At 49.3% G+C, this 23203-nt stretch carries 25 protein-coding genes; 11 read left to right on the forward strand and 14 right to left on the reverse strand.

The features are described 5' to 3' along the window. Both dcd and KNP00_RS10075 read right to left on the reverse strand, forming a co-directional pair. A complete protein-coding gene (dcd, locus tag KNP00_RS10070) occupies positions 1 to 534 on the reverse strand; it encodes a dCTP deaminase (protein WP_215144778.1) in 534 nt (177 codons plus the stop codon). A gap of 4 nt (positions 535 to 538) precedes the next feature. Next, positions 539 to 1750, reverse strand: coding sequence for a GTP-binding protein (locus KNP00_RS10075; RefSeq protein WP_215144780.1), 1212 nt, complete (start codon positions 1748 to 1750; stop codon positions 539 to 541). A 192-nt stretch (positions 1751 to 1942) separates the two neighbouring features. On the opposite strand from KNP00_RS10075, the gene KNP00_RS10080 reads away from it, so the two are divergent. The 5 genes from KNP00_RS10080 (at position 1943) to KNP00_RS10100 (ending at position 8560) form a co-directional block, all read left to right on the forward strand. Continuing rightward, positions 1943 to 3952, forward strand: coding sequence for a putative bifunctional diguanylate cyclase/phosphodiesterase (locus tag KNP00_RS10080; protein WP_215144782.1), 2010 nt, complete (start codon positions 1943 to 1945; stop codon positions 3950 to 3952). A gap of 131 nt (positions 3953 to 4083) precedes the next feature. Continuing rightward, positions 4084 to 4965 carry a phosphogluconate dehydrogenase (NAD(+)-dependent, decarboxylating) gene (gene gnd, locus KNP00_RS10085; RefSeq protein ID WP_215144784.1) on the forward strand — a complete coding sequence of 294 codons (882 nt, stop codon included), beginning with the start codon at positions 4084 to 4086 and terminating at the stop codon, positions 4963 to 4965. A gap of 89 nt (positions 4966 to 5054) precedes the next feature. Next, positions 5055 to 6398, forward strand: coding sequence for a GntT/GntP/DsdX family permease (locus tag KNP00_RS10090; RefSeq protein ID WP_215144786.1), 1344 nt, complete (start codon positions 5055 to 5057; stop codon positions 6396 to 6398). A gap of 16 nt (positions 6399 to 6414) precedes the next feature. After that, positions 6415 to 7914, forward strand: a complete 1500-nt coding sequence (gntK, locus tag KNP00_RS10095; RefSeq protein WP_215144788.1) for a gluconokinase — start codon at positions 6415 to 6417, stop codon at positions 7912 to 7914. A 172-nt stretch (positions 7915 to 8086) separates the two neighbouring features. Continuing rightward, the gene (locus tag KNP00_RS10100) at positions 8087 to 8560 is read left to right on the forward strand and encodes a GNAT family N-acetyltransferase (protein WP_215144790.1); all 474 of its coding nucleotides are present in this window, start codon (positions 8087 to 8089) and stop codon (positions 8558 to 8560) included. Between the two features lie 178 nt (positions 8561 to 8738). Here the strand turns inward: KNP00_RS10100 and KNP00_RS14335 are convergent, their stop codons facing one another. The 4 genes from KNP00_RS14335 to KNP00_RS10120 form a co-directional block, all read right to left on the reverse strand. Then, positions 8739 to 9713 (reverse strand): GGDEF domain-containing protein, encoded by a 975-nt coding sequence (locus KNP00_RS14335; RefSeq protein ID WP_338082273.1) that lies wholly within the window; start codon positions 9711 to 9713, stop codon positions 8739 to 8741. Between the two features lie 243 nt (positions 9714 to 9956). Next, entirely contained in the window at positions 9957 to 10481 is a 525-nt protein-coding gene (locus tag KNP00_RS10110) for a dihydrofolate reductase family protein (protein ID WP_215144794.1), read from the reverse strand. Positions 10482 to 10620: 139 nt separating this feature from the next. After that, positions 10621 to 12174, reverse strand: a complete 1554-nt coding sequence (locus KNP00_RS10115) for a PTS transporter subunit EIIC (RefSeq protein WP_215144796.1) — start codon at positions 12172 to 12174, stop codon at positions 10621 to 10623. A 68-nt stretch (positions 12175 to 12242) separates the two neighbouring features. After that, complete coding sequence (locus KNP00_RS10120) at positions 12243 to 13595, reverse strand: 6-phospho-alpha-glucosidase (RefSeq protein ID WP_215144798.1); 1353 nt, start codon at positions 13593 to 13595, stop codon at positions 12243 to 12245. A 143-nt stretch (positions 13596 to 13738) separates the two neighbouring features. Between KNP00_RS10120 and KNP00_RS10125 the strand changes: the two genes are divergently transcribed. Together KNP00_RS10125 and KNP00_RS10130 are read left to right on the forward strand one after the other, a co-directional pair. Continuing rightward, a complete protein-coding gene (locus tag KNP00_RS10125; protein ID WP_215144800.1) occupies positions 13739 to 14476 on the forward strand; it encodes a GntR family transcriptional regulator in 738 nt (245 codons plus the stop codon). Between the two features lie 91 nt (positions 14477 to 14567). Then, on the forward strand, positions 14568 to 14756 hold the full coding sequence (locus KNP00_RS10130; RefSeq protein WP_215144802.1) for a hypothetical protein: 189 nt from the start codon (positions 14568 to 14570) through the stop codon (positions 14754 to 14756). A gap of 216 nt (positions 14757 to 14972) precedes the next feature. Here KNP00_RS10130 and KNP00_RS10135 read toward each other — a convergent pair whose 3' ends face one another. From KNP00_RS10135 to KNP00_RS10170, 8 genes are all read right to left on the reverse strand, one after another. Further along, the gene (locus tag KNP00_RS10135; RefSeq protein WP_215144804.1) at positions 14973 to 15239 is read right to left on the reverse strand and encodes a Txe/YoeB family addiction module toxin; all 267 of its coding nucleotides are present in this window, start codon (positions 15237 to 15239) and stop codon (positions 14973 to 14975) included. Beyond that, positions 15232 to 15486 carry a type II toxin-antitoxin system Phd/YefM family antitoxin gene (locus KNP00_RS10140; RefSeq protein ID WP_215144806.1) on the reverse strand — a complete coding sequence of 85 codons (255 nt, stop codon included), beginning with the start codon at positions 15484 to 15486 and terminating at the stop codon, positions 15232 to 15234. Before KNP00_RS10140 ends, KNP00_RS10135 begins: the two co-directional genes overlap by 8 nt. Before the next feature lie 95 nt (positions 15487 to 15581). Continuing rightward, positions 15582 to 15980, reverse strand: a complete 399-nt coding sequence (locus tag KNP00_RS10145; protein WP_215144808.1) for a cytidine deaminase — start codon at positions 15978 to 15980, stop codon at positions 15582 to 15584. A 168-nt stretch (positions 15981 to 16148) separates the two neighbouring features. Continuing rightward, positions 16149 to 16985, reverse strand: a complete 837-nt coding sequence (locus tag KNP00_RS10150) for an ABC transporter ATP-binding protein (RefSeq protein WP_215144810.1) — start codon at positions 16983 to 16985, stop codon at positions 16149 to 16151. Continuing rightward, the gene (locus KNP00_RS10155) at positions 16986 to 18017 is read right to left on the reverse strand and encodes a FecCD family ABC transporter permease (RefSeq protein WP_215144812.1); all 1032 of its coding nucleotides are present in this window, start codon (positions 18015 to 18017) and stop codon (positions 16986 to 16988) included. Then, positions 18014 to 19039: a FecCD family ABC transporter permease gene (locus tag KNP00_RS10160; protein WP_215144814.1), complete on the reverse strand. Its 1026-nt coding sequence runs from the start codon at positions 19037 to 19039 to the stop codon at positions 18014 to 18016. The genes KNP00_RS10155 and KNP00_RS10160 overlap by 4 nt, the downstream gene beginning before the upstream one ends. Further along, complete coding sequence (locus KNP00_RS10165) at positions 19036 to 20067, reverse strand: iron-siderophore ABC transporter substrate-binding protein (protein WP_215144889.1); 1032 nt, start codon at positions 20065 to 20067, stop codon at positions 19036 to 19038. Before KNP00_RS10165 ends, KNP00_RS10160 begins: the two co-directional genes overlap by 4 nt. 156 nt (positions 20068 to 20223) lie before the next feature. Further along, entirely contained in the window at positions 20224 to 20817 is a 594-nt protein-coding gene (locus KNP00_RS10170; RefSeq protein ID WP_215144816.1) for an FMN-binding negative transcriptional regulator, read from the reverse strand. A gap of 70 nt (positions 20818 to 20887) precedes the next feature. On the opposite strand from KNP00_RS10170, the gene KNP00_RS10175 reads away from it, so the two are divergent. From KNP00_RS10175 to KNP00_RS10190, 4 genes are all read left to right on the forward strand, one after another. Continuing rightward, positions 20888 to 21574 carry a haloacid dehalogenase type II gene (locus KNP00_RS10175; protein ID WP_215144818.1) on the forward strand — a complete coding sequence of 229 codons (687 nt, stop codon included), beginning with the start codon at positions 20888 to 20890 and terminating at the stop codon, positions 21572 to 21574. A 37-nt stretch (positions 21575 to 21611) separates the two neighbouring features. Continuing rightward, positions 21612 to 21968: a DUF2200 domain-containing protein gene (locus KNP00_RS10180; protein WP_215144820.1), complete on the forward strand. Its 357-nt coding sequence runs from the start codon at positions 21612 to 21614 to the stop codon at positions 21966 to 21968. Continuing rightward, positions 21968 to 22396, forward strand: coding sequence for a DUF1801 domain-containing protein (locus tag KNP00_RS10185; RefSeq protein WP_215144822.1), 429 nt, complete (start codon positions 21968 to 21970; stop codon positions 22394 to 22396). Before KNP00_RS10180 ends, KNP00_RS10185 begins: the two co-directional genes overlap by 1 nt. A 77-nt stretch (positions 22397 to 22473) precedes the next feature. Next, the gene (locus tag KNP00_RS10190; protein ID WP_215144824.1) at positions 22474 to 23115 is read left to right on the forward strand and encodes a TVP38/TMEM64 family protein; all 642 of its coding nucleotides are present in this window, start codon (positions 22474 to 22476) and stop codon (positions 23113 to 23115) included. Positions 23116 to 23203: the final 88 nt, after the last annotated feature.

The raw sequence follows: 23203 nt of genomic DNA on the forward strand, positions 1-23203 counted from the left end.
TTACCTATTTTCGATATCTTGTTCAATCCGGCTCGCTGTCACTGTTGTTTGCCCGCCATATTTCCCGGCGTACGCTTGTGTCGCCTCATCTAGCTTCGCGAATACGAGCTGACAGATGCGTCGTCCCGACTCAATCTCAATCGGCACTTGATTGGCATTGAACAATTCTAACGTGATCCGACCTTCGAACCCTGGGTCGACCCATCCTGCATTTTGGATGAACAGACCGAGGCGACCAATCGAACTTCTCCCCTCGACGAATGCCGTCATATTATTCGGGATACTGACATATTCCATCGTCGTCGCTAATACGAATGTATTCGGTGGGATGACCATCCGATCTGCTTCCACCTCGACATACGTTGCGGTCGAATCAAGAGTCAACCGCTCCGTCTGTGACGTGTCAACTTGGAGAAAGTGTCGTCCGACCCGTAAATCAAGTGAAGCGGGCTGGATTTGATGTGCCTCAACGGGTTCGATTTGCATCTCCCCCTCCTCTAGCGCGCGAACAATCGACTGCTTGGACAGAATCATCTCGTCACATCTCCAATCCGAGTGCATGAATCATTCGTTCATAAGTATCACGACCCGGTAACCGGTCCGTTTTCACCAGTTCTTCTCCAGTCATCACGAGACAAGCGTCAAGAGTAGCAGTGATTTCTTCTTGGTCGAATCCGACTCCGATCAAGACGAGTTCGGTCCCACGGTCACCGTGCTCCGGGTCCCAACGCTTCGATAGACCTGGCATCTCGCGCAAATAATACTCCTGGTCTAAGAGCGGGAGCGTCGCCACCCACCGACTCACGTGCTCAATCGAATGGTGATATCCGGCCCGACTAAATTCAGACACCAAGTTATGACGTGACGCAATCCAGAGGAACCCTTTTGCGCGCACAATCGACTCCGGCCATTGCTCTAAAAATGCGGCGAACCGTTCTGGATGGAACGGTCGTCTCGAACGATATACGAAACTCGAAATCCCGTACTCTTCCGTTTCCGGGGTATGGTGGTGATGGCCACCACTCTCCAGCTCACGAATCCACCCGGCGTTCAATTGTGCCGTTTCGAAATCAAAGAGGTCGAGCGACAAAATGGTTGATGAAACTTTCCCGAATGTCGACTCGATGACGCGTGCCCCTGGATTGAGCGCTTTAAGGATTTGACGGACTTCCTTCAATCCTTCAGGAGTGGTTCGGTCAACTTTGTTCAAGACGATGATGTCCGCGAACTCCACTTGCTCAATCAACAAGTCCGCAATCGTTCGATCGTCAAGATCGCCAACCGCTTGGTCGCGATCGAGTAACGCATCTTTCGAACGCATGTCTTGCAGGAAACCGTACGCGTCGACGACGGTCACCATGGCATTGATTTTTGTGAAACGAGACAAGTCGATCCCGTTCTCCTCGTCTGCGAACGTGAACGTCTGAGCCACTGGAACAGGCTCCGAAATCCCACTGGACTCGATGATGATTCCGTCGTAATCCCCTTCCTTTACAAGGCGCTCGACTTCAACGAGCAAATCATCCCGAAGTGTACAACAAATACAGCCGTTCGACAGTTCGACCAATTTCTCTTCCGTTCGTGTAAAGCCACCTTGGTCAATCAAATCCGCATCGATGTTCACGTCACTCATGTCATTGACGATGACGGCGAAACGCTTGCCTTCTCGGTTGTTTAACCAATGGTTCAAAACGGTCGTCTTACCGGCCCCAAGATATCCAGACAGGACCGTAACAGGAATTTTGCTCATTCGTCATTACCCTCCATTTCACGTGTACGTTCTGTTAAATAGTAACGATTACTATTTAACAACTCCCATGTCTTCTCGTCAAGTTACTCGTCTTGACTCTCAATAACTATTGACTCTATCTATAAAATGAATGAAGAAGGGGCTTACATGAATATGCTACTCTGATAAAGCACTCGCCAACTATTTCATTCCTTGTACCATTTGAAATCGAAAGGACTGTTTTTCATCGAACACCACCTGAGTAACACATATAATCTCTCACTTGTCATATTATTTGTTGCTATTGCCATCTTCACTGCAGGTGTCGCCCTCGACCGGGGTAATCTGAAGTATACGAAACACGGTTCACGGTTCAACTGGGTCGCAGTCGTCACGTTCAGCATCGGGCTTGGGATTTGGGCAATGGGTGGCTATGCGGTCGATCGCACCCTTCTCATCTATGTCACCATCATCAGCATTCTGACATTGTTCGCCCTCGTTTACACTTCGCTCAAGACAGCCTCTCAGCTCGAGGCGCAGTCCGAAGAACTTGAACTGAAGTTTGAGTCCATCATCGAGTCCGCCTCCGATGCGATTATTGTTGCGGACCACAATCGAACCATCCTTCAATGGAATCACAGTGCAACCGACTTGTTCGGGTACACCTCTAAAGAAGTGATCGGACAGTCGATGACAGCTATCATCCCAGAACGATTCCAGGATGACCATGAACGCGGGATGCGCCGTTACGAATCAACGGGCGAAAAGCGTGTCATCGGTCAAACAGTGGAACTCATCGGATTAAGAAAAGACGGACTCGAGGTACCGATTGAAATGTCTCTCGGAATGTGGAAGACAGACAAAGGCACCTTTTTCAGTAGCATCATCCGTGACATCAGTGAGCGTAAACGAATCGAAGCGCAAATCAACGACCTCGTCTATTTGGACCCGCTCACCGGTCTCCCAAATCGCCGATTGTTCAACGACCGGCTCAATGCTCTCCTCGAACGGACCCAGCAAGAATCATTCGCCTTGTACTATATCGACTTGGACAACTTCAAAGTGATCAACGACCGATTCGGGCATTCAATCGGCGATCAATTTTTAAAGCACGTGACGACGCGAATCCAATCCATCATTCTAAAGTCAGATACGCTCGCCCGTCTCGGTGGAGATGAATTCATCATCTTGTCACCCCATACGACAAGTAATCTGGCGGCCCACCGTGCCCAAGAACTGATCAACGTTCTCCAGCCCCCGTTCGAGCTTGAGAATGAAGAAGTGTTCACCGGTGCCTCGGTTGGAATCAGCCTTCATCCATCAGATGGGCATACGGCCGATGAGTTGATCAAAAACGCCGATATTGCCATGTATCGGGCAAAAGCGGACGGAAAGAACGGCTATCAGTTTTTCACGCATGAGTTGAATGAGTCTGTCTCTCGTCGTTCAAGTTTGTCGATGGCGCTTCGTAAAGGCGTCGGGCGTGGCGAGTTCACCGTCCATTATCAACCGCAAATCCAATTAGAATCAGAGACAGTCATCGGAATGGAGGCGCTCGTTCGTTGGCATCACCCGGAACTCGGGATGATTTCCCCCGGTGAGTTCATCCCAATCGCTGAAGAGACGGGAAGCATCCACCGCCTCGGTGAGTTCGTCCTGAACGAGGCGTGTCGGCAAAACAAGGCGTGGCAGGATGCCGGCATTCCTCCGTTCCGGGTCGCCGTCAACATCTCGGCTGTCCAGTTCGCACAAAAAGATTTGGCAGAAGTCGTCAGTCGTGCACTCGCCGCTTCAGGTCTCGAGGCAGAGTACCTTGAACTCGAGTTGACCGAGAGCGTGATTCAAAGTGCGGACCGTGCCATCGAGACGATGAATGAGCTCGTCGCTCTCGGTGTTCATCTTTCTATCGATGACTTCGGGACCGGCTATTCGTCCCTTAGTTACTTGAAGTTGTTCCCGATTGATACGCTCAAGATCGACCAACATTTCACGAAGAATATCGAGAGCGATGAGAAAGATGCGGCCCTCGTCAAAACAATCATCCGCATGGCACACGAGCTCGATTTAAATGTTATTGCGGAGGGCGTCGAGACCGCGCATCAAGTCGCATTCTTGAAAGCTGAATCGTGTAACCAGGCGCAAGGCTATTTCTATAACCGCCCTATGCCGGCTGAGGACATCGAAGTATTCTTCCAACAACTAGATAAAACCTCTTCAAGTTGATTCGTTCGACCTCCATCTCGGGGGTCGATTTTTGTATACGAAAAAAATTCCATAATTTTTCTTGTAAATCGAATTTATTTTGATATGATGAATACAGAGACGGAAAAAAATTCTTTTTTAGGGGTGAAGATATGGAAATTGGTTTGATTGGTTTAGGAAAGATGGGCTACAATCTAGCCCTCAATTTGAGTGACCACGGTCACACGGTCATCGGCACGGACGTTGGGGACGTCACATCTGACGCGTTCACGATTGTGCCGACGCTAGAGGATGTCGTGAGCAAGCTGTCGACCCCACGCGTCGTTTGGGCGATGGTCCCTGCCGGAGACGTCACGGAAGCGGTACTCGCCGAATTGTATGAACGACTCGAGCCAGGTGACATCGTCATCGATGGCGGGAACTCGAACTACAAACTCTCGGTCGCGCGCGCCGAACAGTTCGCCGAGAAGGAAATCAAGTTCTTTGACTGCGGAACGAGCGGTGGGACGGACGGGGCGCGACATGGCGCCTGTACGATGGTCGGGGGCGATGCGGACGCGTGGCCAACGATTGAACCGATCTTCAAAGACTTGTCTGTCGAGAACGGCTATTTATATACCGGACCTGCCGGGAGCGGACACTTCTTGAAGATGATTCATAACGGAATCGAATACGGGATGATGCAGGCGATTGCGGAAGGATTCGACATTTTGGAGAAGAGTCCGTTCGATTACGACTATGAACAAGTCGCACGCGTTTGGAACCATGGTTCGGTCGTCCGCTCGTGGCTCATGGAGCTTACAGAGAACGCCTTCAAAAAAGATGCGAAGCTCGATGAGATTCGCGGGGTCATGCATTCGTCCGGTGAAGGCAAATGGACGATTGAAACAGCGCTCGACCTTCAAGCAGCCGCACCGGTCATCGCCTTGTCACTCATGATGCGCTATCGTTCACTCGAAGACGATACGTTCTCAGGGAAAGTCGTCGCCGCGCTCCGTAACGAGTTCGGTGGTCACTCGGTCGTCAAGAAGTAACATCTGTGGAAAAGGTCACGGGGAGTTGGCCTTTTCCTTTGTAAAAAACTGTAAACGGTTACATAATTGAAATGTAGGGGGACTACTTTATGTCTGGATCAACACTTATTATGATCGCCTTAGCCGGGATCTTTTTGCTCTTATTTTTAGTCATTCGAACGAAGCTCCACGCGTTCGTTTCCTTGTTACTCGTCAGCTTGATCGTCGGGGTTGCGGCCGGTATGCCACTCGGGGATGTCATTGCCTCCATCCAGAACGGGATGGGCGGGACACTCGGCTTCGTCGCCGTCGTCGTCGGTCTCGGCGCGATGTTCGGGAAGATGCTCGAAGTGTCAGGCGGCGCGGAACGGCTCGCCCAGACGCTCGTCAGCAAGTTCGGTGAAGACAAGGCACAATGGGCACTCGGGATTACCGGCTTCATCGTCGCCGTCCCAGTCTTCTTCGATGTCGGTTTCATCATTCTCGTCCCGATCGTATACGGTCTCGCCAAAAAGACGGGACGCTCACTTCTCTACTATGGGATTCCGCTCCTCGCGGGTCTCGCGGTCACGCACAGTTTCATCCCACCGACACCAGGTCCAATTGCTGTTGCCAACTTGATTGGGGCTGACCTCGGTTGGGTCATCTTGTTCGGTGTCCTCGCCGGGATTCCATCGATGATTTTAGCCGGTCCTGTTTTTGGGAAGTATATTGCTAAAAAGATTCACGTGACGATTCCCGACTATATGGAGTTCAAAGAAATCGATACATCAAAAGAATTGCCGAGCTTCAAAATGATTTTATCGCTCATCTTGATTCCGCTCGTCTTGATTTTAGCGAACACACTGTCAGCGGTTCTCTTGGATGAAGGCAACGCGGTCCGTGACTTCTTGACATTCCTCGGACACCCGTTCGTCGCCTTGACGATTGCGACGCTCCTCACGTTCGTCTTCCTCGGGACACGACGTGGTTACTCACGTGACGAGGTACAAGAGATTGCAACGAAAGCACTCGAACCAGCCGGAATCATCATCCTCGTCACAGGAGCCGGCGGTGTGTTCAAACAAGTACTCATCGATTCAGGCGTTGGTGACGTGCTCGGTGAGATGATGGCCGGTTCACCACTTCCGGCAATCGTCCTCGCCTTCTTGATTGCGACGGTCGTCCGTGTCGCCCAAGGGTCGGCAACGGTTTCGATGGTCACGGCAGCCGGACTCATCACACCGTTACTTGAAATTCAAAACATTACGGGCGCGGCACTCGGTTTGATCGTCATCGCCATCGCCTCAGGGGCGACTGTCCTCTCACACGTCAACGACTCAGGCTTCTGGCTCGTCAACCGTTACTTCGGTCTCGACGTGAAAGACACGCTCAAGTCGTGGACGATCATGGAGACGATTATTGGACTTACCGGCTTTGCCGTCGTGTTCTTGATTAGCCTATTCATCATCTAAGTTAGGAAGTGATTGTGTGTTTACGATTGGGGTCGATATCGGGACGACGAGTACGAAAGCCGTCCTGTTCAACGGTCATCAACAACTGGCGGTACATAACGTGTTGTATCCGCTTCTCACGCCCGATACGGAGACGGCCGAGCAAGACCCGGTCGTCATCTATGGGGCCGTGCTCGAAGCCGTCTCGGCGGTCCGTGCCAAAGCGGACGGTCCGATTCGCTTCGCATCGTTCAGCTCGGCGATGCATAGTTTGATTGCGCTTGATGCGGCAGGACGTCCGCTCACAAACAGCATCACGTGGGCCGACAGTCGGTCGAATCCTTATACGCAAGAAATCAAACGCGACGTTGACGCGAGCGCTCTCCATATGCGCACCGGTACCCCGGTCCATCCGATGGCACCGCTGTCGAAATTGCGCTGGTTGAAATCAGAACATCCTGACGTCTTTGAACAGACAGCCAAGTTCGTCTCCATCAAAGAGTATGTCTTCTATCGGTTGACGGGACGCTTCGTCGTCGATCACTCTATCGCTTCGGCGACAGGACTGTTCAATTTGAAACAACAAGATTGGGACGTGGAGGCACTTGCAATCGCTGGTGTGACACCAGAACGTTTGTCTGAACTCGTGCCGACGACAGAGATATTACACGTAACGCCTGACGTGACCGAGACGCTCGGCTGGGACTTCCCGCTCGTCATCGGGGCAAGTGACGGCGTGCTCTCAAACCTCGGGGTCGGTGCCTTCGAAAAAGGGATCGTCGCCGTGACAATCGGGACGAGTGGTGCCATCCGGACAGTCGTCTCGGAACCGGTCGAAGATCCGAAAGGTCGCATCTTCTGTTATGCGCTGACGGATAAGCATTGGGTAATCGGTGGTCCGGTCAATAACGGCGGGATCATCCTCCGCTGGCTCCGTGACGAGTTTGCGGCGAGCGAGGTCGAGACGGCGAAACGGCTCGGCATCGACGCGTACGACGTGTTGACGCGAATCGCCGAGACGGTCAAACCAGGTGCCGACGGACTGTTGTTCCATCCGTATTTGATGGGTGAACGGGCTCCACTTTGGAATTCGAACGCTCGCGGTTCCTTCTTCGGACTCAGCATTCACCATAAGCGCGAACACTTCATCCGCGCCGTGTTAGAAGGAGTCATCTTTAACCTGTATACGGTCATGCTCGCACTCGATGAGTTGACGGGCGCCCCGAACCGCATTCATGCGACGGGAGGGTTCGCCCAGTCAAGTTTATGGCGTCAGATGATGGCAGATATCTTCGATACACCGGTCGTCGTACCGGAGAGTCACGAGAGCTCATGTCTCGGTGCGATCATGCTCGGAGAATACGCCTTTGGGGACATCGAGGAATTTCAAGAGGTTCCGCAAGTGACCCACGAACATGCCCCAAGCATGGAAGCGACGAACGTATATCGCGAGCTCTTGCCGATCTACATTCGGCTATCGCGTCACCTGTCAGAAGAGTATGAAGCCATTTCAGCGTTTCAGCGGAAGCATGTATGAAAAACCGAGTCCTCGAGGGGCTCGGTTTTTGATTACCCGCCATGTCTTGACGATTGTCCGTCGTACTTCTACACTATAGTTCATCATTCGCTAAGCGTGCATACATTCCAAAGAGGGATCTATTTTCAATATCTGATTCACCATATACACGTAGTTGATAGAGGAGGAATTCATGATGACATTCACAACGACCCGCTGCCTCATCCGGCCGTTCGAGCGACATGATATCGAGCCGTTCATGACCTATCGGAACGACTTGGAATGGATGAAATACCAATCGTTCAAAGGACTCACCCTTGAAGAATACGAGAACGCATTACTCGGTGAACAATCGATTATAAACGGCACGCAACTCGCCATCATCGATTTGGAGACAAGTGAACTGATCGGTGATTTGTACATCCAGCAAGAAGACACAACATACTGGATCGGTTACACCATCACACCTACGCGTGCTCGCCAAGGCTATGCGTTCGAAGTGATGTCGGAGTTGATTCGTCACTTGGCTGAACGAGGAGCAAAAGAGTTCAAAGTCGGTGTTCTTGAGACGAACGAGGCGTCCATCGCGCTATTGAAAAAATTGAATTTCAGCTATTTCGCGACAGAGCTCGACGAAGAAATTTATCGTTTGGATGCTACGTGTTAAGGTGGGTTGCATCGGCTTGACGTAAACGCACTCGATGGCGTCATATTCGTATATACGTTTCGAACGTTAGAAGGGTCCAACCTTCAGGATGAAGCAGTCTACATGATATTTTTGCCTGATCCCCCATAACTAAAAAGCGTATCCGCTTCACCGATACGCTTTTCATGAGGGGCTATGTTTATTGGACGTATTCTATACTTTCATTGATATGCGTACGATTTCTGCCACTATTTTTTGCCTGATATAAGCAGTCATCGGCTACATGTACCATCTTATGAAGGTCTTCGCTCTTCCCGTTCGCTATCCCGATAGACACCGATATATGGATACGTTGTTGGTCCAATAGTTTGAACTTATGTTTCGAAATACTGTCCCGAATCCGCTCTGCCACCTTGACGATCTCGGTCTGAGAGAGCATCGGAATCAAAATACCGAACTCTTCCCCGCCAATCCGTGCTTTGATATCATGCTCCCTCGTCTCACGGTGCATCAGTTCTGCAAATTGCTTTAAAATCTCATCCCCGTTCGCATGACCATAACGATCGTTGATTTGTTTGAAGTGATCGATATCTAACATCAGTACGTTGCAAGTTGCATAACGCTCTTTCATTTTCTTCATCTGCATTTCCCATGCGCGACGATTGGCCAATCCCGTCAAATGGTCTGTTTCAGCTGATATTTTGTATTCTCTTACACGATGGTTAATCAAATAAACATCGATGTTTAACACTGTGATCAGTAGCCCAACAGGCAAACTGATACACATGACCAATATGGCGACATTCACCGCCGGTAGAGTAAATCCACCATTTACATAAATCGTGATACTCACCACTAGACTTGCCCAAAGATTCATGACCATCCCGAACTTAAGGAAGTGGTGATCGAACGTACGAATCCGATATAACATGACGATGCCGCCTGCGATTATAAAAATGGCTACACATGCCATGACTGCTTGAACATTGAATCCGAAACTGAATCGATAGATCGAAATGATTGTCGCGGCAATGAACATCGGAGACACCAATCGGTAAAAGCCGAGGAGAATGAATACAAGATAGCGAAAGTCGATTTTCACCACGTCTTCATAGAGGACACCATGCGAGATCAAAAAGATACCTAAATAACCGGATAAGATTCCGACTATCACGTGTTTACTCTTTTCATGTTTAGTAGGATAATTCACAATTTTCGATATGAAATAAATACCTGTGAATGAAATACATGAATTTGCAAGTAGCTGAATGAACATCGCATGGTCACCTCCAGTGCCCGTTAAATAAATTAAAATATATTAGTATCAAAAATAAAGAAATTGTTACTAATATTTTCACTTTATTTATAATTAATTACAATAGAGGTTTTGATAAAGAAGGAAATTGGATATCCATTTTTATGTTGGTTCTCGCTCGTAAGTCAACATCATGAACTGGCCATATACTTGCTGATTCATCAACCGTAGCTTCGTTTCTTTCGTCCCGTTCGGAAAAAGCGGGATTCCCGCCCCTAACACGACCGGTGCAACCGCAATCTCGTAACGGTCAATCAACTCATGTCGCATCGCAGATTGAATCACTTCCCCGCCGCCGACGAGCCATATATCTTCTTTGACTTCCGCTTTCAATCGATGAATCAGTTGATCGATCGGCTCATCCGTGAACGTGACATGATCCGCCTTGCGGTCTGGGTTTCTCGTCATCACAAAGTTAGGGATATCGGCGTACGGATATGCTTCAGATAAATGTAGGATCTCGTCGTATGTCCTTCTTCCCATCACTACGGCACCGACCGTCTTGTAAAAGTCAGCGTACCCGTTGTCCCCCTCACCTTCTACTTCAAATAACCAATCGAGTTTATCGTCCGTTCGAGCGATTTGCCCGTCCAAACTCATCGCAATATACAATACAACATGCGGCATCATACACTCCTCCTTTACTTGTTATACATTTAGATTACTAGAGAATGATGAATAAGCGATATGAGAAACATACATCGTACCCTTTCAGCACGATTTAGATGAAGGCTAAAAAGGCTCAACCACAAGGTTGAGCCTCCAGTCAATTCGCTTCATCCATCTCTTTATGGATGCGCAGCAATTCATTCTTGTAAAGGTCAGAACGTCCTCCAAAGATTGCTTGAATATTGTTTTTCACTTTAACGACACCTGCCGCGCCAAGCGCTTTCAACTCATCTTCATCGATTTGAGAGATGTCTTTCACTTCAACACGGAGTCGGGTGAAGCAGGCATCGATGTCGACGATGTTATCTCGTCCTCCGAGTGCCTCCTCAATCGCAAGCGCAGTCGTTTGGATCGCAGACTGTCCTGATTTTTTATCATTGTAGTCTTTCCGCGTAAACAGTTTTGCTTCTTGACCGCCACGACCCGGTGTCGCCAAGTTCCATTTCTTGATTGCGAACGTAAAGATACCGTAGTAGACGATAAAGAAACCGATCCCGACGACGATATTCATCCACCAACGCGGTGTGCCTGGTAAGACGTTCACTAAAATATAATCAATCAGTCCCGATCCACCAGCCCAGCCAATATGAGTATCGAGCGCATACATGAGCGCAAAGGAGATTCCTGTCAACACACTATGGACCACATAGAGAAGTGGTGCGACGAACAAGAATGTGAACTCGATTGGTTCCGTGATTCCCGTCAAGAACGCTGTACCAGCGGCAGCAATCAACAGACCCCGTACGACAGGACGTTTGTCCGGATCTGCTTGACGATACATGGCGAGCGCCGCTCCAAGAAGACCGAACATGATGATCGGGAACTTCCCTGACATGAAACGTCCAGCCGTCACTTCAACGCCTTCCGCAATTTGAGCGAGGAAAATGTATTGATCACCATTCACGACCGCTTCACCGACCGTCGCCGTCCCACCGAGAGACGTCCAAAGGAACGGTGCGTACCAAATGTGATGCAAGCCTGTTGGAATGAGCAATCGTTCCAACATTCCATATAATCCGACATACGCCGGATTCGTCGCATCGCTCGCGATGACGTTTGCCATCGCCGTCAATGCCGATTGAATCGGTGGCCAGATGAGCATCATGACAAATCCAAGTATGATTGAGAAGAAGACCATGACAATTCCGACAGACCGATCACCTGCAAAGAACCCTAACACTTCCGGTGGATTGAATGTATGGAACTTTTTGTATACCCATACCGCGAGCAATCCGACAGCTATTCCGCCTAGTACTCCCGTTTCAAGAGAAGGAATACCGAGTAGCATGCCATATTCGCCACTCTCAGCCGCCATTTCTGCCGTAATGCCAAGTGAGATCGAGATTGTCGTGTTCATAATGACATATCCGACAAGTGCAGCGAGCGCGGCAATCCCTGATCCTCCTGACAATCCGACAGCGACCCCGATTGCAAAAATAATCGGTAAGTTCACGAAAATACTAAGTCCAATTTGTAACATCCCAGCACTGATCGCTTCAATCGTGTCATTCTGTAAAAACGTCCAACTGTCTGCAAGCGGTCCTGTGAGCGCTGCCCCTAGCCCGAGCAATATACCTGCTGCCGGTAGTAAAGCAACCGGCACCATGAGCGCTTTACCGAACTTTTGGAAAACTCCAAACCATTGACTCATTCGATTCACTCCTTATGTTGTAAGCGTTATCATTTTTGACATAGAGAAAGGGGAAATCCCCTTTCTTGTTAACGTATTGAAACCGGTTCTGAAGAATGCAACTCTGGCCAATATGATTTGTTCTCGGCAATCAAATCATCCAAGATTTGACGTGCCACTGGTGCATCGACGACTGTACGATTGAGTGTGAGCGCTTGAAGTGCTTTTTCGTAGCTGTTCTCAAAATACGCATCGACGACGAGTTGTTCATAAGCAAGCTGTCCTTCAATCATTCCTTTATAGAAACGAGGTATCTTACCGACAGCGAATGGTTTTGGTCCCCGATTCGTCAACATCGCCGGTACCTCGACCATCGCATCGTCTGGGAGGTTGGCGATGATCCCATCATTTTTCACCATGACGATAAAAATATCACCATTGTTGTAAGCGAGTGATGCCGCAACCCGAATCATATAGCAACCGTGGATGTCGACTTCAAGATGAACATTCTCGAGTGAGTCATCCGCAATGATTTGGTCACACATTGAGAAGACACGCTCTTGACGTCCGTTGATGACTTGACGTGCCCGCGTATTCGTGACGTCCTCTTTTTCTGCCATCTCTGATGGGTACAAGTAATATTGAAGGTACGTGTTCGGCAAATACTCCGGGAAGTCCGTGAGCATCTTCTCGACTTGCTTGAACGTCTTGATCCAAGACGGGTCATTCGCGATTTCCGAATCTTCCGGGATGAAGCCGTCTTCCAAAATGGCACGTTTGATGTCTTCCGTGAGTTCATTTCCTTCCTTGTCGAAGATGCCTGTGAACCAGCCGAAGTGATTCAGTCCGAAATATTCTGGAACGAGATCCCAAATCTCTTTTCCGAGAATCTTCGCATAGCTCACCATGATGGCTGCCGGCATGTCACAAATGTTCAATATCTTTTGATCGTTCGGATACGCACGCTTGAGCGCCTCTGCGACGATGGCGGCAGGGTTCGTGTAGTTTAAAATCCAACCGTCCGGTGATCCAGATCGAATGTCCGAAACGAGCTCAATCATGTCCCCGATCGAACGCATCCCGTACGACATCCCACCTGGTCCACACGTCTCTTGTCCCACCACGCCATGACGAAGCGGAATCTGTTCATCTTTTTCGCGCATTTCCAAACCGCCCGTTCGAATTTGAACGAAAAAGAAGTCCTTATCCTTAAAGGCATATTCCTTATCCGTCGTGTATTCGAATGACTCTAGCTCTGGGTAATGCTCACGCAAGATGACTTCACTCGCTTTGGCGACACGTTCTTGACGCAATTCATCTGTATCGTAAAACGTGATGGAACGAAGTGGGAAGTGTGCCTTTTCCTCAATCAAACTCATGATCATGCCGATCGTGTACGTACTACCTCCACCGACGACGACGAGACGCTGTGGTTTTTTCATGTGTGCGTTCTCCTTTCAAATACATACCTAATTGATTACAATACAAATTTAATACATATTATCTATACAGTCAACACCTTTTTGAAAACGTTTTATTTTTGTATACTGGAATTAACGAACGTGTGAATCAGGAGGTCATGAATATGAAAACCAAATCCCCGCTTTATCAACGGATCGCTCAACAGATGCGTACATTTATTGAGACAGGTGACTGGGCACCCGGTGAAGCGATCCCGACAGAGGCGCAACTTGTCGAAAAATTCAAGGCGAGTCGGGTCACTATACGGCAGGCGGTCAAACTCCTCCAAGAAGAAGGCTTGCTTTGGAAACGACAAGGAAGTGGCACGTACGTGCAGTCAGAAAAGATGGAACATAACATGTACGAGTTGAAAAGTTTTACTGAAGATATGAGGCAGGAAGGGAAAGAAGTGACGAGCAAGGTGCTCACTTTTACCGTGCAGACACCAAATGAAAAAGTGAGGGAAGCGCTCAAACTTGAGGCGGACGCCCTCGTCTACTATGTCCGTCGACTACGTTTTGCTAACGATGAGCCGCTCATTGTGGAAGATACGTACCTTCCTGTTCAACTGTTTCCGGATTTAACGTATGAGGTAATGACGCGATCAAAGTACGATTACATTGAGAATATCAAAAATCTGAAGATTGCTGACAGCGTCCAAGAGTTCATCCCGGTGTTACCACCAAAGGAGATCGCCGAGATGCTTGAGGTGAGCGATCGGACCCCAATCTTAAAAGTGATGCTCTATTCATTCCTCATGGACGGCAGTCGCTTCGAGTTCACGGAAACCTATTTCAAGAGTGAAGAATATCGCTTCATCATTCGAGCAGGGAGAAGACATGACACAACAAATCCCCAGTGAATCCAACGATTCACTGGGGATTTTGATGAATGACGAGTGATAGCTTGTAGTTCACATATTTGCTGTGTCCATCTAAAAATGCATTTAATTCTTGATTCGTTGGGAAACGACACTCGAGTATATAGCAGAAGTTGCCACGGATGCCAGTATCATCGCCGTTCATACGGAAGCAGTGAACCACTGGAACTTGTCATGGACTGACTTACGTGTTTATGCAGAAGATCATGATTTCGCTAATCGACTATATGTTCCTAAAGACGGTGAATCAATCAGTCTATAACAAAAATCTCCTGAAACTCGTGTTTCAGGAGATTTTCTTATGAGAGGGTCAACTTGGAAGTAGATCCTTCTTTTGCTCGTTTTCCACTTCTGAAATATAGCAACCTCGACGCCATGTCCATGAAGTGATTCCATAGTATTTTCCATACGCTTGTGTTACTTGATTGTTCTCGAAATCTCAAAAAAGAATCTTATCTCCGAATGATGTGAGTCTAGTTCATGAATAGTGATAGCGACACTGTAAAATTTCGACGTGCTGAGCTGTTGCTCGATAAACAAGTCGGTGTTCCGAGTCGATTCTCCGACTATAGAAACCCTGTAGGTTCCCCTTTAAAGCTTCTGGTTTTCCAGTTCCATTTAAATTTCCGTTTCTTCTTATGTCTTCAATTAACGAATTAATACGTTTCAATTTCTTTTTATCTTCTTTTTGCCAGTACAAATAATCTTCCCAACCGTTGTCTGTGAATAACAGAGACTTACTCATTCATCAATTTTCTTTCTTTTGATTCGTTATTTTCAACTTGTTTAATAGAATCTAATAAACGTTCAGCATTTTTAGGACTACGCAACAAATAAATCGTTTCCATCAGGCTTTCATATTCTTGTTCAGACATGATCACTGCATTTTCACTGTTTTTACGTGAGATGACAATTGCCTCACTATTTTCATGCACCTGATCCAATACTTTCTTGAAGTTTTTTCTAGCGTCACTATATGTGATGGTTGACATCATTTTCACCCCTTTTTGTTTTATTGTACTTTTTATTGTACAACAAAACAACTAATAAAGAAGCGCTGACTCTAGGCAGAATCAGCGCTTCTTTATTACATATCCAAATCGGTGAACGCGAGCGGGACAAGCTCCCCAAGCGTCACTTCTTTCACATCGGCATTTCCGTTTGTGAGAAGTACTTTGAAGTCAGGACCACCAAACTCGACCATGACTTGGCGGCAGATGCTACATGGCGGCAAGAAGTCTTCCGTGTCCCCAGACACGGCAACCGCTTCGAAGTCACCTTTTTTGTATCCTTGAGCGACTGCTGTGAAAATGGCTGTGCGCTCTGCACAGTTCGTTGCTCCGAACGAGACGTTCTCGACGTTGACACCGTCGATGACCGTACCATCCTTCATGAGAAGTGCCGCCCCGACGCGAAACTTCGAATATGGTGAATAGGCATTGTCCTTCAATTGGCGTGCGCGTTCGACTAGTTGTTCTGAGTTCATATGAGTCATTCCTCTCCAGAATTGAATGAACTGCTACCAGTTCCCATGCCTCACATTTTTAGGCAGGATTTTTAGCATACACCCACGCCGGATAGAAGTCAACGACTTTTTTAGAACGCTTTCATAGGAAAGCAAAAAGAAGGAACGTTCGCTCCTTCCCTTTCTCACCTACACTAACTCAAGCTGCGCAACAGGTGCCGATTCTGTTTCTGCCTGCACGTGGTGGCGTCCGATCGGAACGACGGATGGTGAACCGGATACCGGGTCACACATGACCGAACAACGAAGATTGAACACACGATGGATCAAATCACATGTGATGACGTCCGACGGCTTTCCTTCCGCAATCAACTTTCCTTTATCGAGTGCGAAAATATAGTCCGCGTAACGCGCCGACAAGTTGATGTCGTGAAGCACCATGACAATCGTCGTCCCATACTTTCGGTTCAAGTCCGTCAACAAGTCGAGAATCTCGACTTGATACGTGATATCGAGATATGTCGTCGGTTCATCTAAAAAGAGAACGTCTGTCTGTTGGGCAAGTGCCATCGCAATCCAGACGCGTTGCCGCTGTCCGCCTGACAACTCATCAATCGGTCGGTCCGCAAACTCGGTGATGTTCATCATCTCCATCGCCTCGGCGACGGCTTCATAGTCGGCTTTCGACCATCCCTTTAAAAATGATTGATGCGGATAACGGCCGCGACCGACAAGATCGGCTACCGTGATCCCTTCCGGTACGACCGGGGACTGTGGCAACATGCCGAGGACACGCGCTAGCTTTTTCGGGGCCATCTTCGAGATCGGTTTATCGTAGAGCGTCACTTGACCGGCACTCGGCTTGATGAGGCGGGCCATCGTCTTCAGTAGCGTCGACTTCCCGCAACCGTTCGCACCGATGATGATGCTGATTTGATTGCTCGGAATTTCAAGACTGATGTCGTTCAAAATCATCTTGTCCTCGTATCCCGAGGTGAGATGGTCCACTTTCATAATAGATGCCATTTAAAAGTCCCCTTTCTGGTTCATCCGAATCAACAAGTATAAGAGATAAGGCGCGCCGATGATTCCGGTGATCACACCGACCGGATAGCGTGCCGTGAAGGCGAATTGTCCGACGAGGTCGGCCGCGAGCACTAAGATAATCCCGACAAGTGCCGCCGGGAGGATTCCCGCATGGTTCATTCCGACGAGACGTTTGGCGATCGGCCCTGCCAAGAAGGCAATAAACGCAATCGGACCCGTCGTCGCCGTCGCGAGGGCGAGCATGAGCACTGCGGCGATGATGAGAAGCAACCGGGTCTGGTTCGTATTGATTCCGAGCCCTGTCGCCGCCATTTCTCCAAGCTCGAGCATTTCGAGCTGACGAGTAAGTAACAGGACAATCGGTAAACAGATGAGCACTGTTATGATTAAAGGCGGCAACTCCTCTAGCTTCGCCCCATTTAAACTTCCTGTCAACCACCGCATCGCCATCGCGACATCGTTTTGGCGACTGATGAGCAGTAAATAGTTGATGACCGCTGTCAGCATCGCCTGAATCCCGATTCCGACCAAGACGAGGCGACCAATCGAGAAGGCGGCCCCTTTGGATAGGAAGTAGATGATGAGCACCGTCACCAATCCTCCGACAATCGACGCAATCGAGATGATCGCCTCACTCGATTGAAGGACGACGATGCAAAAGACAGCCGCCGCACTCGAACCGGTCGTGATGCCGATGACGTTCGGGTTGGCGAGCGGGTTTCGAAGCATCGTTTGGAAAATCGTTCCCGCAGCCCCGAACGCTGCCCCGGCAAAAACACCGGCGAGCATACGCGGGAGACGAAGTACTTCAATCGCGAACGTCGCCCCTTTCACGTCTTCCCCGTTCAAGACGCGGATGACGTCTTGAACGGGATAAATCGTATTGCCCAACATGAGCATCAAGCCACTCAATACGACCGCGATGGCGGTCAAGAAGAGCGTCATGCCGATGTAGCGGCGTCGCCGTTTCGTTCGTCCTTGTTTGATTTGTTCGATTACTGGTTGCATCATAATCCTCGTACCTTTACTTTCATCGTCAATACAATCAAAATCGGGGCTCCGATGAACGCCGTCACGATGCCGACCTCAAGCTCCCCCGGGCTTCCGAGCATACGTCCGGCGACGTCAGAGAAGGTCAGAATGACAGCACCTGCTAGGGCAGACATCGGCATGAGATAGCGTTGGTCCGGACCGAGCACGAGCCGAATCAAATGAGGGGCGAGTAATCCGATGAAGCCGATCGGTCCGGCAAGTGCCGTCGCTGCCCCGCACAAAATGACGCCCGCGAACGAAGCCGTCAGCTTCAACGTACCCGTTCGAACCCCGAGACTCTTCGCCATCTCTTCCCCGAGCGCGAGTGCGTTCAAGGAAGGTGCGGTCACGACCGCAATCACGAGACCGATGAGCAAGAATGGTAAAAACGTATAAATGGAATCGACATTTCCCGCTCCGACACTCCCGACTTGCCAGAAGCGGAACTGGTCCATGACGTTCGAACGCGGAATCATGAGTGCCATGACGAGTGATGATAACGCCGCACTCGTCGCCGCTCCCGCTAAGACGAGTTTGAGCGGGGTCGCCCCACCTCGACCGAGCGAACCGATGCCAAAGACGAAGATGGCCGTCAATAACGCCCCGACGAGTGCGAACCAGATGAACGCACTCGCTGTCGAAATATTGAAAAATGCGATGCCGATGACGACGGCGAGCGCCGCACCCGTGTTGACACCGAGAATGCTCGGGTCGGCAATCGGGTTACGCGTCACCGACTGCATGAGCGCCCCCGCCACACCGAGCGCTGCCCCACACATGAAGCTGAAGATTGTCCGGGTGACCCGTTCCCGGACGATGTCCGCTTCATACGACTGAACAGCCGGACGGAATAAACCGTCTAGCAGTTCATTCCACCCGACTGTTCTGGAGCCGAAGGCAAGGGATGCCAGAATACACATCACCGTCAGTACGAGCGTTCCGATTAAAAGAACCGGGAAGTACTTCGGGGGATGCATCTGCTTCACCTGATTTTGCATCATTTTACTTTTGCGAGCGCATCCGATACGCGTGAAACGTACTCATCAATCGTATATTCGATTGAGAGTGGCGTCGGTGTTCCAGCCGCTGCGAGTGGCGTGTTATCTTCGATCAAGACGACCGATCCGCGTTCGATGGCTGGTACTTTACTGTAGAGCGGGTCTGCTCGGAGCGCCTTCAACGTGTCTTCATTTCCGTATGTCACGAAGATGTCGACATCGTTCAAGATATCTGCGTTCTCTTTACTAAGTTCAAGGTAGAAGCTCTCTACTTTTGCAGCTTCATCCTTAATGTTTTGTGGGTACTCCATCCCAAGCTCTTCGATGAAGGCACCACGTGGGTCACCCGTCGTATAAATATAGAATTTTGAAAGATCTTCCGCGCTCATCGAAACGAAGGCGGCTTTCTTTCCAGCAATTTCAGGGACGGCTGTCGCCTTATCAGTGATCATTTGCTCCGTGTCCTTGATCAACTGTTCGCCTTCTTCGCCAAGTCCCATCGCAAGTGAATCATAGCGAACCATGTCTTGCCATGGTGTGACCCAAGGTGTCTCTTTGTAAGCGACGACCGGTGCGATTTGGCTGAGCGTGTCATAGTCTTCTTGCGTGATGCCCGAGTAGGCCGCCAAGATGACATCAGGGCTTGAGTCCGCGATTGCTTCAAAGTCTAATCCGTCTGTGTCTTGATAAATGTTCGGGTTCTCTTCCCCGAGTGCTTTTAACTTCTCAGCTGTCCATGGGAGCATGCCGCTGCCATCTTGGACACCGTAGTTCGCAGCCGAGAATCCGACCGGTACGACGTCGAGGGCAAGTGCGACGTCATGGTTCCCCCACGAAATCGTTGCGACACGTTCTGGTTTTTCTTCGATGACCGTCTCACCGAATGCATGCTCGATCGTGATCGGATAACCTTCTGCCGATTCCTCCGTACCTTCATTCGTGGAAGCGTTCTCAGCTTCTTCTGAACCACAACCGGCTAAAATGAGTGCAAACGCCGAAGCGAAGACGAACATATGTAACCACTTCTTCATTGTCTTGTTCACGTGATTTTTCTCCTTTTCGAACTTCTCTGTATTTTGTCGATACTGATAATCATTATCAGTTATGAGTATAGACCTGCACCCATGTCATGTCAACCGCTGTTCGGCTCAAAATATGAAAAAACCTGTCACTTTGGGACAGGTTGATTAAGGCTTCCGTTGTCGTCGCATGACGTCCGCGATGGATTTATGTTCATTTTCGAGCTCGGATACGATGCGTTCATGGTCCACATCGTTTCGATTTTGACTTAGTTTGAACATTGCCTGCACGTCCGTGATATCGATCCGAAACCCGACGACACCATGCATTTGGCGCTTCACCGGTTCCGATAATGCATCCCAACTCACGGCATGATCACGCTCTCCTTCGTGATCGTGAAGCAATCTTGCAAGTTCCTCCACTAATTCGCCCTCATTGAGAATCGTCGCTCGTCCGTAAACGTGCACCGCTTGATAGTTCCATGTCGATACGTCCTCGTGTCCATACCAGGACGCTGAAACGTAGGCGTCCGGTCCCTTGAAGATGACGAGGACGTGCTGTTCTTCAATCGTCCGCCACTGCGGATTCGCTTTCGCGATGTGGGTCGTCAGTTGACCGCGCGCCTCATCGAATCGTAACGGGACGTGCGTCGCGATCGGTTTGTCCCCATCATATGTCACGATCGTCCCAAACGGATACGCATGTAAAAAAGCGTGAATTTCAGCTCGCTCTTTGACGGAATATTGATTTGGAATATACATGTCGAACCCCCTTTCTCCTATTATATTATGAACAATACGGGTATAACGACACAGAAGGAGGAATGTTTTTATGAAACGAACCATCAAAGCCATCGTCTTTGACGTTTATGGCACATTATTTGACGTCCATTCCGTCAAGGACGCCTGTGAACAGGAGTTTCCGGAAAAAGGAACAGCCATCAGCCAAGTATGGCGGACGAAACAACTTGAGTATTTCTTTTTGCGCCACATGATGGGACGCTATGAGGATTTCGATATCGTGACCCGAGATGCGCTACGCTACGCGCTCGACGTCCATGACGCAACATCAACGGAGGACATCGAACAACGCCTCATTGAATCATATGCGCACTTGACTCCTTATGAGGAGGTCGAATCGGTCCTGAAAGAGCTGCATGACGTGAAGACCGTCATCCTCTCGAACGGGACGGACAAAATGCTCGAGGCACTGCTCCGTAACGCCGGCCTTGCCGATTATTTCGATGAGGTCGTCAGCATCGACGGCATCAAACAACCGAAACCGACACCAGCCGCCTACATGCATTGGTTCAAAACGTCAGGACTTCGTCGTGACGAGGTGCTCTTCTTATCGTCGAACGGCTGGGACATCGCCGGGGCGAAAAGCTTCGGTTTCCATACGGCCTGGATCAACCGAAACGACTTGCCATTTGAACAGTTCGATGTGAAACCGGACGCAACCTATCGAAATTTAACTGGAATATCGGAGTGGATTCAACCTGCTTCGGCCGATATGTGAGAAAATAGGGGAAACATCACTGAAATGAGGGACACATATGGCACATCGTATTTATACAACAAGCTTTGCGAGCGTCTATCCATTTTACGTCGAAAAAGCTGAACGTAAAGGACGAACGAAAGAAGAGGTCGATACGATTATCGAGTGGTTGACCGGATACGATAAACATGGACTTGAACGTCAACTTGCGGACGAAGTGGACTTCGATACGTTCTTTCATTCAGCACCTCGCCTGAATGAAGACCGCACCCTCATCAAAGGAGTCGTCTGCGGCGTGCGTGTCGAGAACGTGGAAGAACCGCTCATGCGTGAAATCCGCTACTTGGACAAGCTCATTGATGAGTTGGCGAAGGGAAAGAAAATGGAGAAAATCTTAAGAGGGAGTGAACTGTGATGGACGTAACGACATTAGTAGACGAGGCACGACTCGACTCTTTCATCCATCTGATTGAGGTCATCGATGAACATTTACCTGCCGGGTTTGAAAAGACGACCGATGGACATGGGATTCATTACGTCGTTCCGCTCGACACATATCCGTCTGGGTATCATGTCACACCCCACACCCCATTACCATTCATCAGTGTGATTGCTCAAAAACGACATGTCGGACTTTATCACATGGGGATTTACTCTGACCCTGAATTGCTCGCCTGGTTCGAACAGGAGTATGCAAAACGCGTGACGACAAAACTCGATATGGGAAAAAGCTGCATTCGTTTCAATAACGTAAAGCGAATCCCATTTGACTTGGTCGGAGAACTCGTCGAAAAGATGACTGTCGATGAGTGGATTCAGCGCTACGAAGGAAATCGGGGCTAACCTTTCGATTTTTAGCACATCCTATCCTAAACTTCTATTCGATGTGCGCTATGCTAGAAGAAAAGGAGGGACGCCTCATGCCACGTTGGCTTAAAATCACTTTGTTTTTACTGGTGTTCGGTACGTTGTTCTACATTACCCATTTTCATTACGAGTTGCGTCCGTCCGATATCCGAGATTTGATTCTCTCGTTCGGCTGGTGGGGCCCACTCGTGTTTATCCTACTCTACGCCATCGGGCCCGTCGCTTTTTTACCGACTTCCGTCCTCTCTCTCGGAGCGGGTCTCGCATTCGGGGTGTGGCCAGGGGTCCTCTACATCATCATCGGGGCGACAGCGGCTGCGACGACCGGTTATGTTATGGGACGTTTCTTCGGACGTTCCGTTGTGAATGTCGATCGCTACCCATGGTCAGAGAAGCTGTTCGCACAAATGGAACGCCGTGGATTTTTATACGTTTTCATCCTACGTCTCATCCCGATCGTCAGTTTTGACTTACTGAGCTACGCAGGTGGAATCTCTCGCGTTCGTTTCCGCGCCTTTGTTCTTGCGACCGTTTTCGGCATGATTCCCGGGACACTCGCCTACAGCTTTCTCGGAGCGAGCCTCGCTTCGGGTAGCGTCACGACAATCGTCATCGCCGCGCTCGTCTTCGCCGGGTTGATTGTCGTCACATACATCTTCCGTGAGCCCGTCAAGAAATGGCTTGGGTTAAATTAAGTACTCACAATAAGAGCCTCGTGCTCTTTTTTTGTTATGGATGCGCAATGTTCATAAACATCTGTGACATTTGTCCGATATGAATAGA

Origin of the sequence: Exiguobacterium qingdaonense (assembly GCF_018617855.1) — a bacterium.
Classification (GTDB): Bacteria; Bacillota; Bacilli; order Exiguobacteriales; family Exiguobacteriaceae; genus Exiguobacterium; species Exiguobacterium qingdaonense.

Bases quoted from the DNA above. Each gene is read 5' to 3' on its own strand.
- dcd (WP_215144778.1), bottom strand. From the start codon at position 534: ATGATTCTGTCCAAGCAGTCGATTGTTCGCGCGCTAGAGGAGGGGGAG.
- KNP00_RS10075 (WP_215144780.1), bottom strand. From the start codon at position 1,750: ATGAGCAAAATTCCTGTTACGGTCCTGTCTGGATATCTTGGGGCCGGT.
- gnd (WP_215144784.1), top strand. From the start codon at position 4,084: ATGGAAATTGGTTTGATTGGTTTAGGAAAGATGGGCTACAATCTAGCC.
- KNP00_RS10090 (WP_215144786.1), top strand. From the start codon at position 5,055: ATGTCTGGATCAACACTTATTATGATCGCCTTAGCCGGGATCTTTTTG.
- KNP00_RS10100 (WP_215144790.1), top strand. From the start codon at position 8,087: ATGATGACATTCACAACGACCCGCTGCCTCATCCGGCCGTTCGAGCGA.
- KNP00_RS10110 (WP_215144794.1), bottom strand. From the start codon at position 10,481: ATGCCGCATGTTGTATTGTATATTGCGATGAGTTTGGACGGGCAAATC.
- KNP00_RS10115 (WP_215144796.1), bottom strand. From the start codon at position 12,174: ATGAGTCAATGGTTTGGAGTTTTCCAAAAGTTCGGTAAAGCGCTCATG.
- KNP00_RS10120 (WP_215144798.1), bottom strand. From the start codon at position 13,595: ATGAAAAAACCACAGCGTCTCGTCGTCGTCGGTGGAGGTAGTACGTAC.
- KNP00_RS10125 (WP_215144800.1), top strand. From the start codon at position 13,739: ATGAAAACCAAATCCCCGCTTTATCAACGGATCGCTCAACAGATGCGT.
- KNP00_RS10135 (WP_215144804.1), bottom strand. From the start codon at position 15,239: ATGAGTAAGTCTCTGTTATTCACAGACAACGGTTGGGAAGATTATTTG.
- KNP00_RS10140 (WP_215144806.1), bottom strand. From the start codon at position 15,486: ATGTCAACCATCACATATAGTGACGCTAGAAAAAACTTCAAGAAAGTA.
- KNP00_RS10145 (WP_215144808.1), bottom strand. From the start codon at position 15,980: ATGAACTCAGAACAACTAGTCGAACGCGCACGCCAATTGAAGGACAAT.
- KNP00_RS10150 (WP_215144810.1), bottom strand. From the start codon at position 16,985: ATGGCATCTATTATGAAAGTGGACCATCTCACCTCGGGATACGAGGAC.
- KNP00_RS10155 (WP_215144812.1), bottom strand. From the start codon at position 18,017: ATGATGCAACCAGTAATCGAACAAATCAAACAAGGACGAACGAAACGG.
- KNP00_RS10160 (WP_215144814.1), bottom strand. From the start codon at position 19,039: ATGATGCAAAATCAGGTGAAGCAGATGCATCCCCCGAAGTACTTCCCG.
- KNP00_RS10165 (WP_215144889.1), bottom strand. From the start codon at position 20,067: ATGAAGAAGTGGTTACATATGTTCGTCTTCGCTTCGGCGTTTGCACTC.
- KNP00_RS10170 (WP_215144816.1), bottom strand. From the start codon at position 20,817: ATGTATATTCCAAATCAATATTCCGTCAAAGAGCGAGCTGAAATTCAC.
- KNP00_RS10175 (WP_215144818.1), top strand. From the start codon at position 20,888: ATGAAACGAACCATCAAAGCCATCGTCTTTGACGTTTATGGCACATTA.
- KNP00_RS10180 (WP_215144820.1), top strand. From the start codon at position 21,612: ATGGCACATCGTATTTATACAACAAGCTTTGCGAGCGTCTATCCATTT.
- KNP00_RS10185 (WP_215144822.1), top strand. From the start codon at position 21,968: ATGGACGTAACGACATTAGTAGACGAGGCACGACTCGACTCTTTCATC.
- KNP00_RS10190 (WP_215144824.1), top strand. From the start codon at position 22,474: ATGCCACGTTGGCTTAAAATCACTTTGTTTTTACTGGTGTTCGGTACG.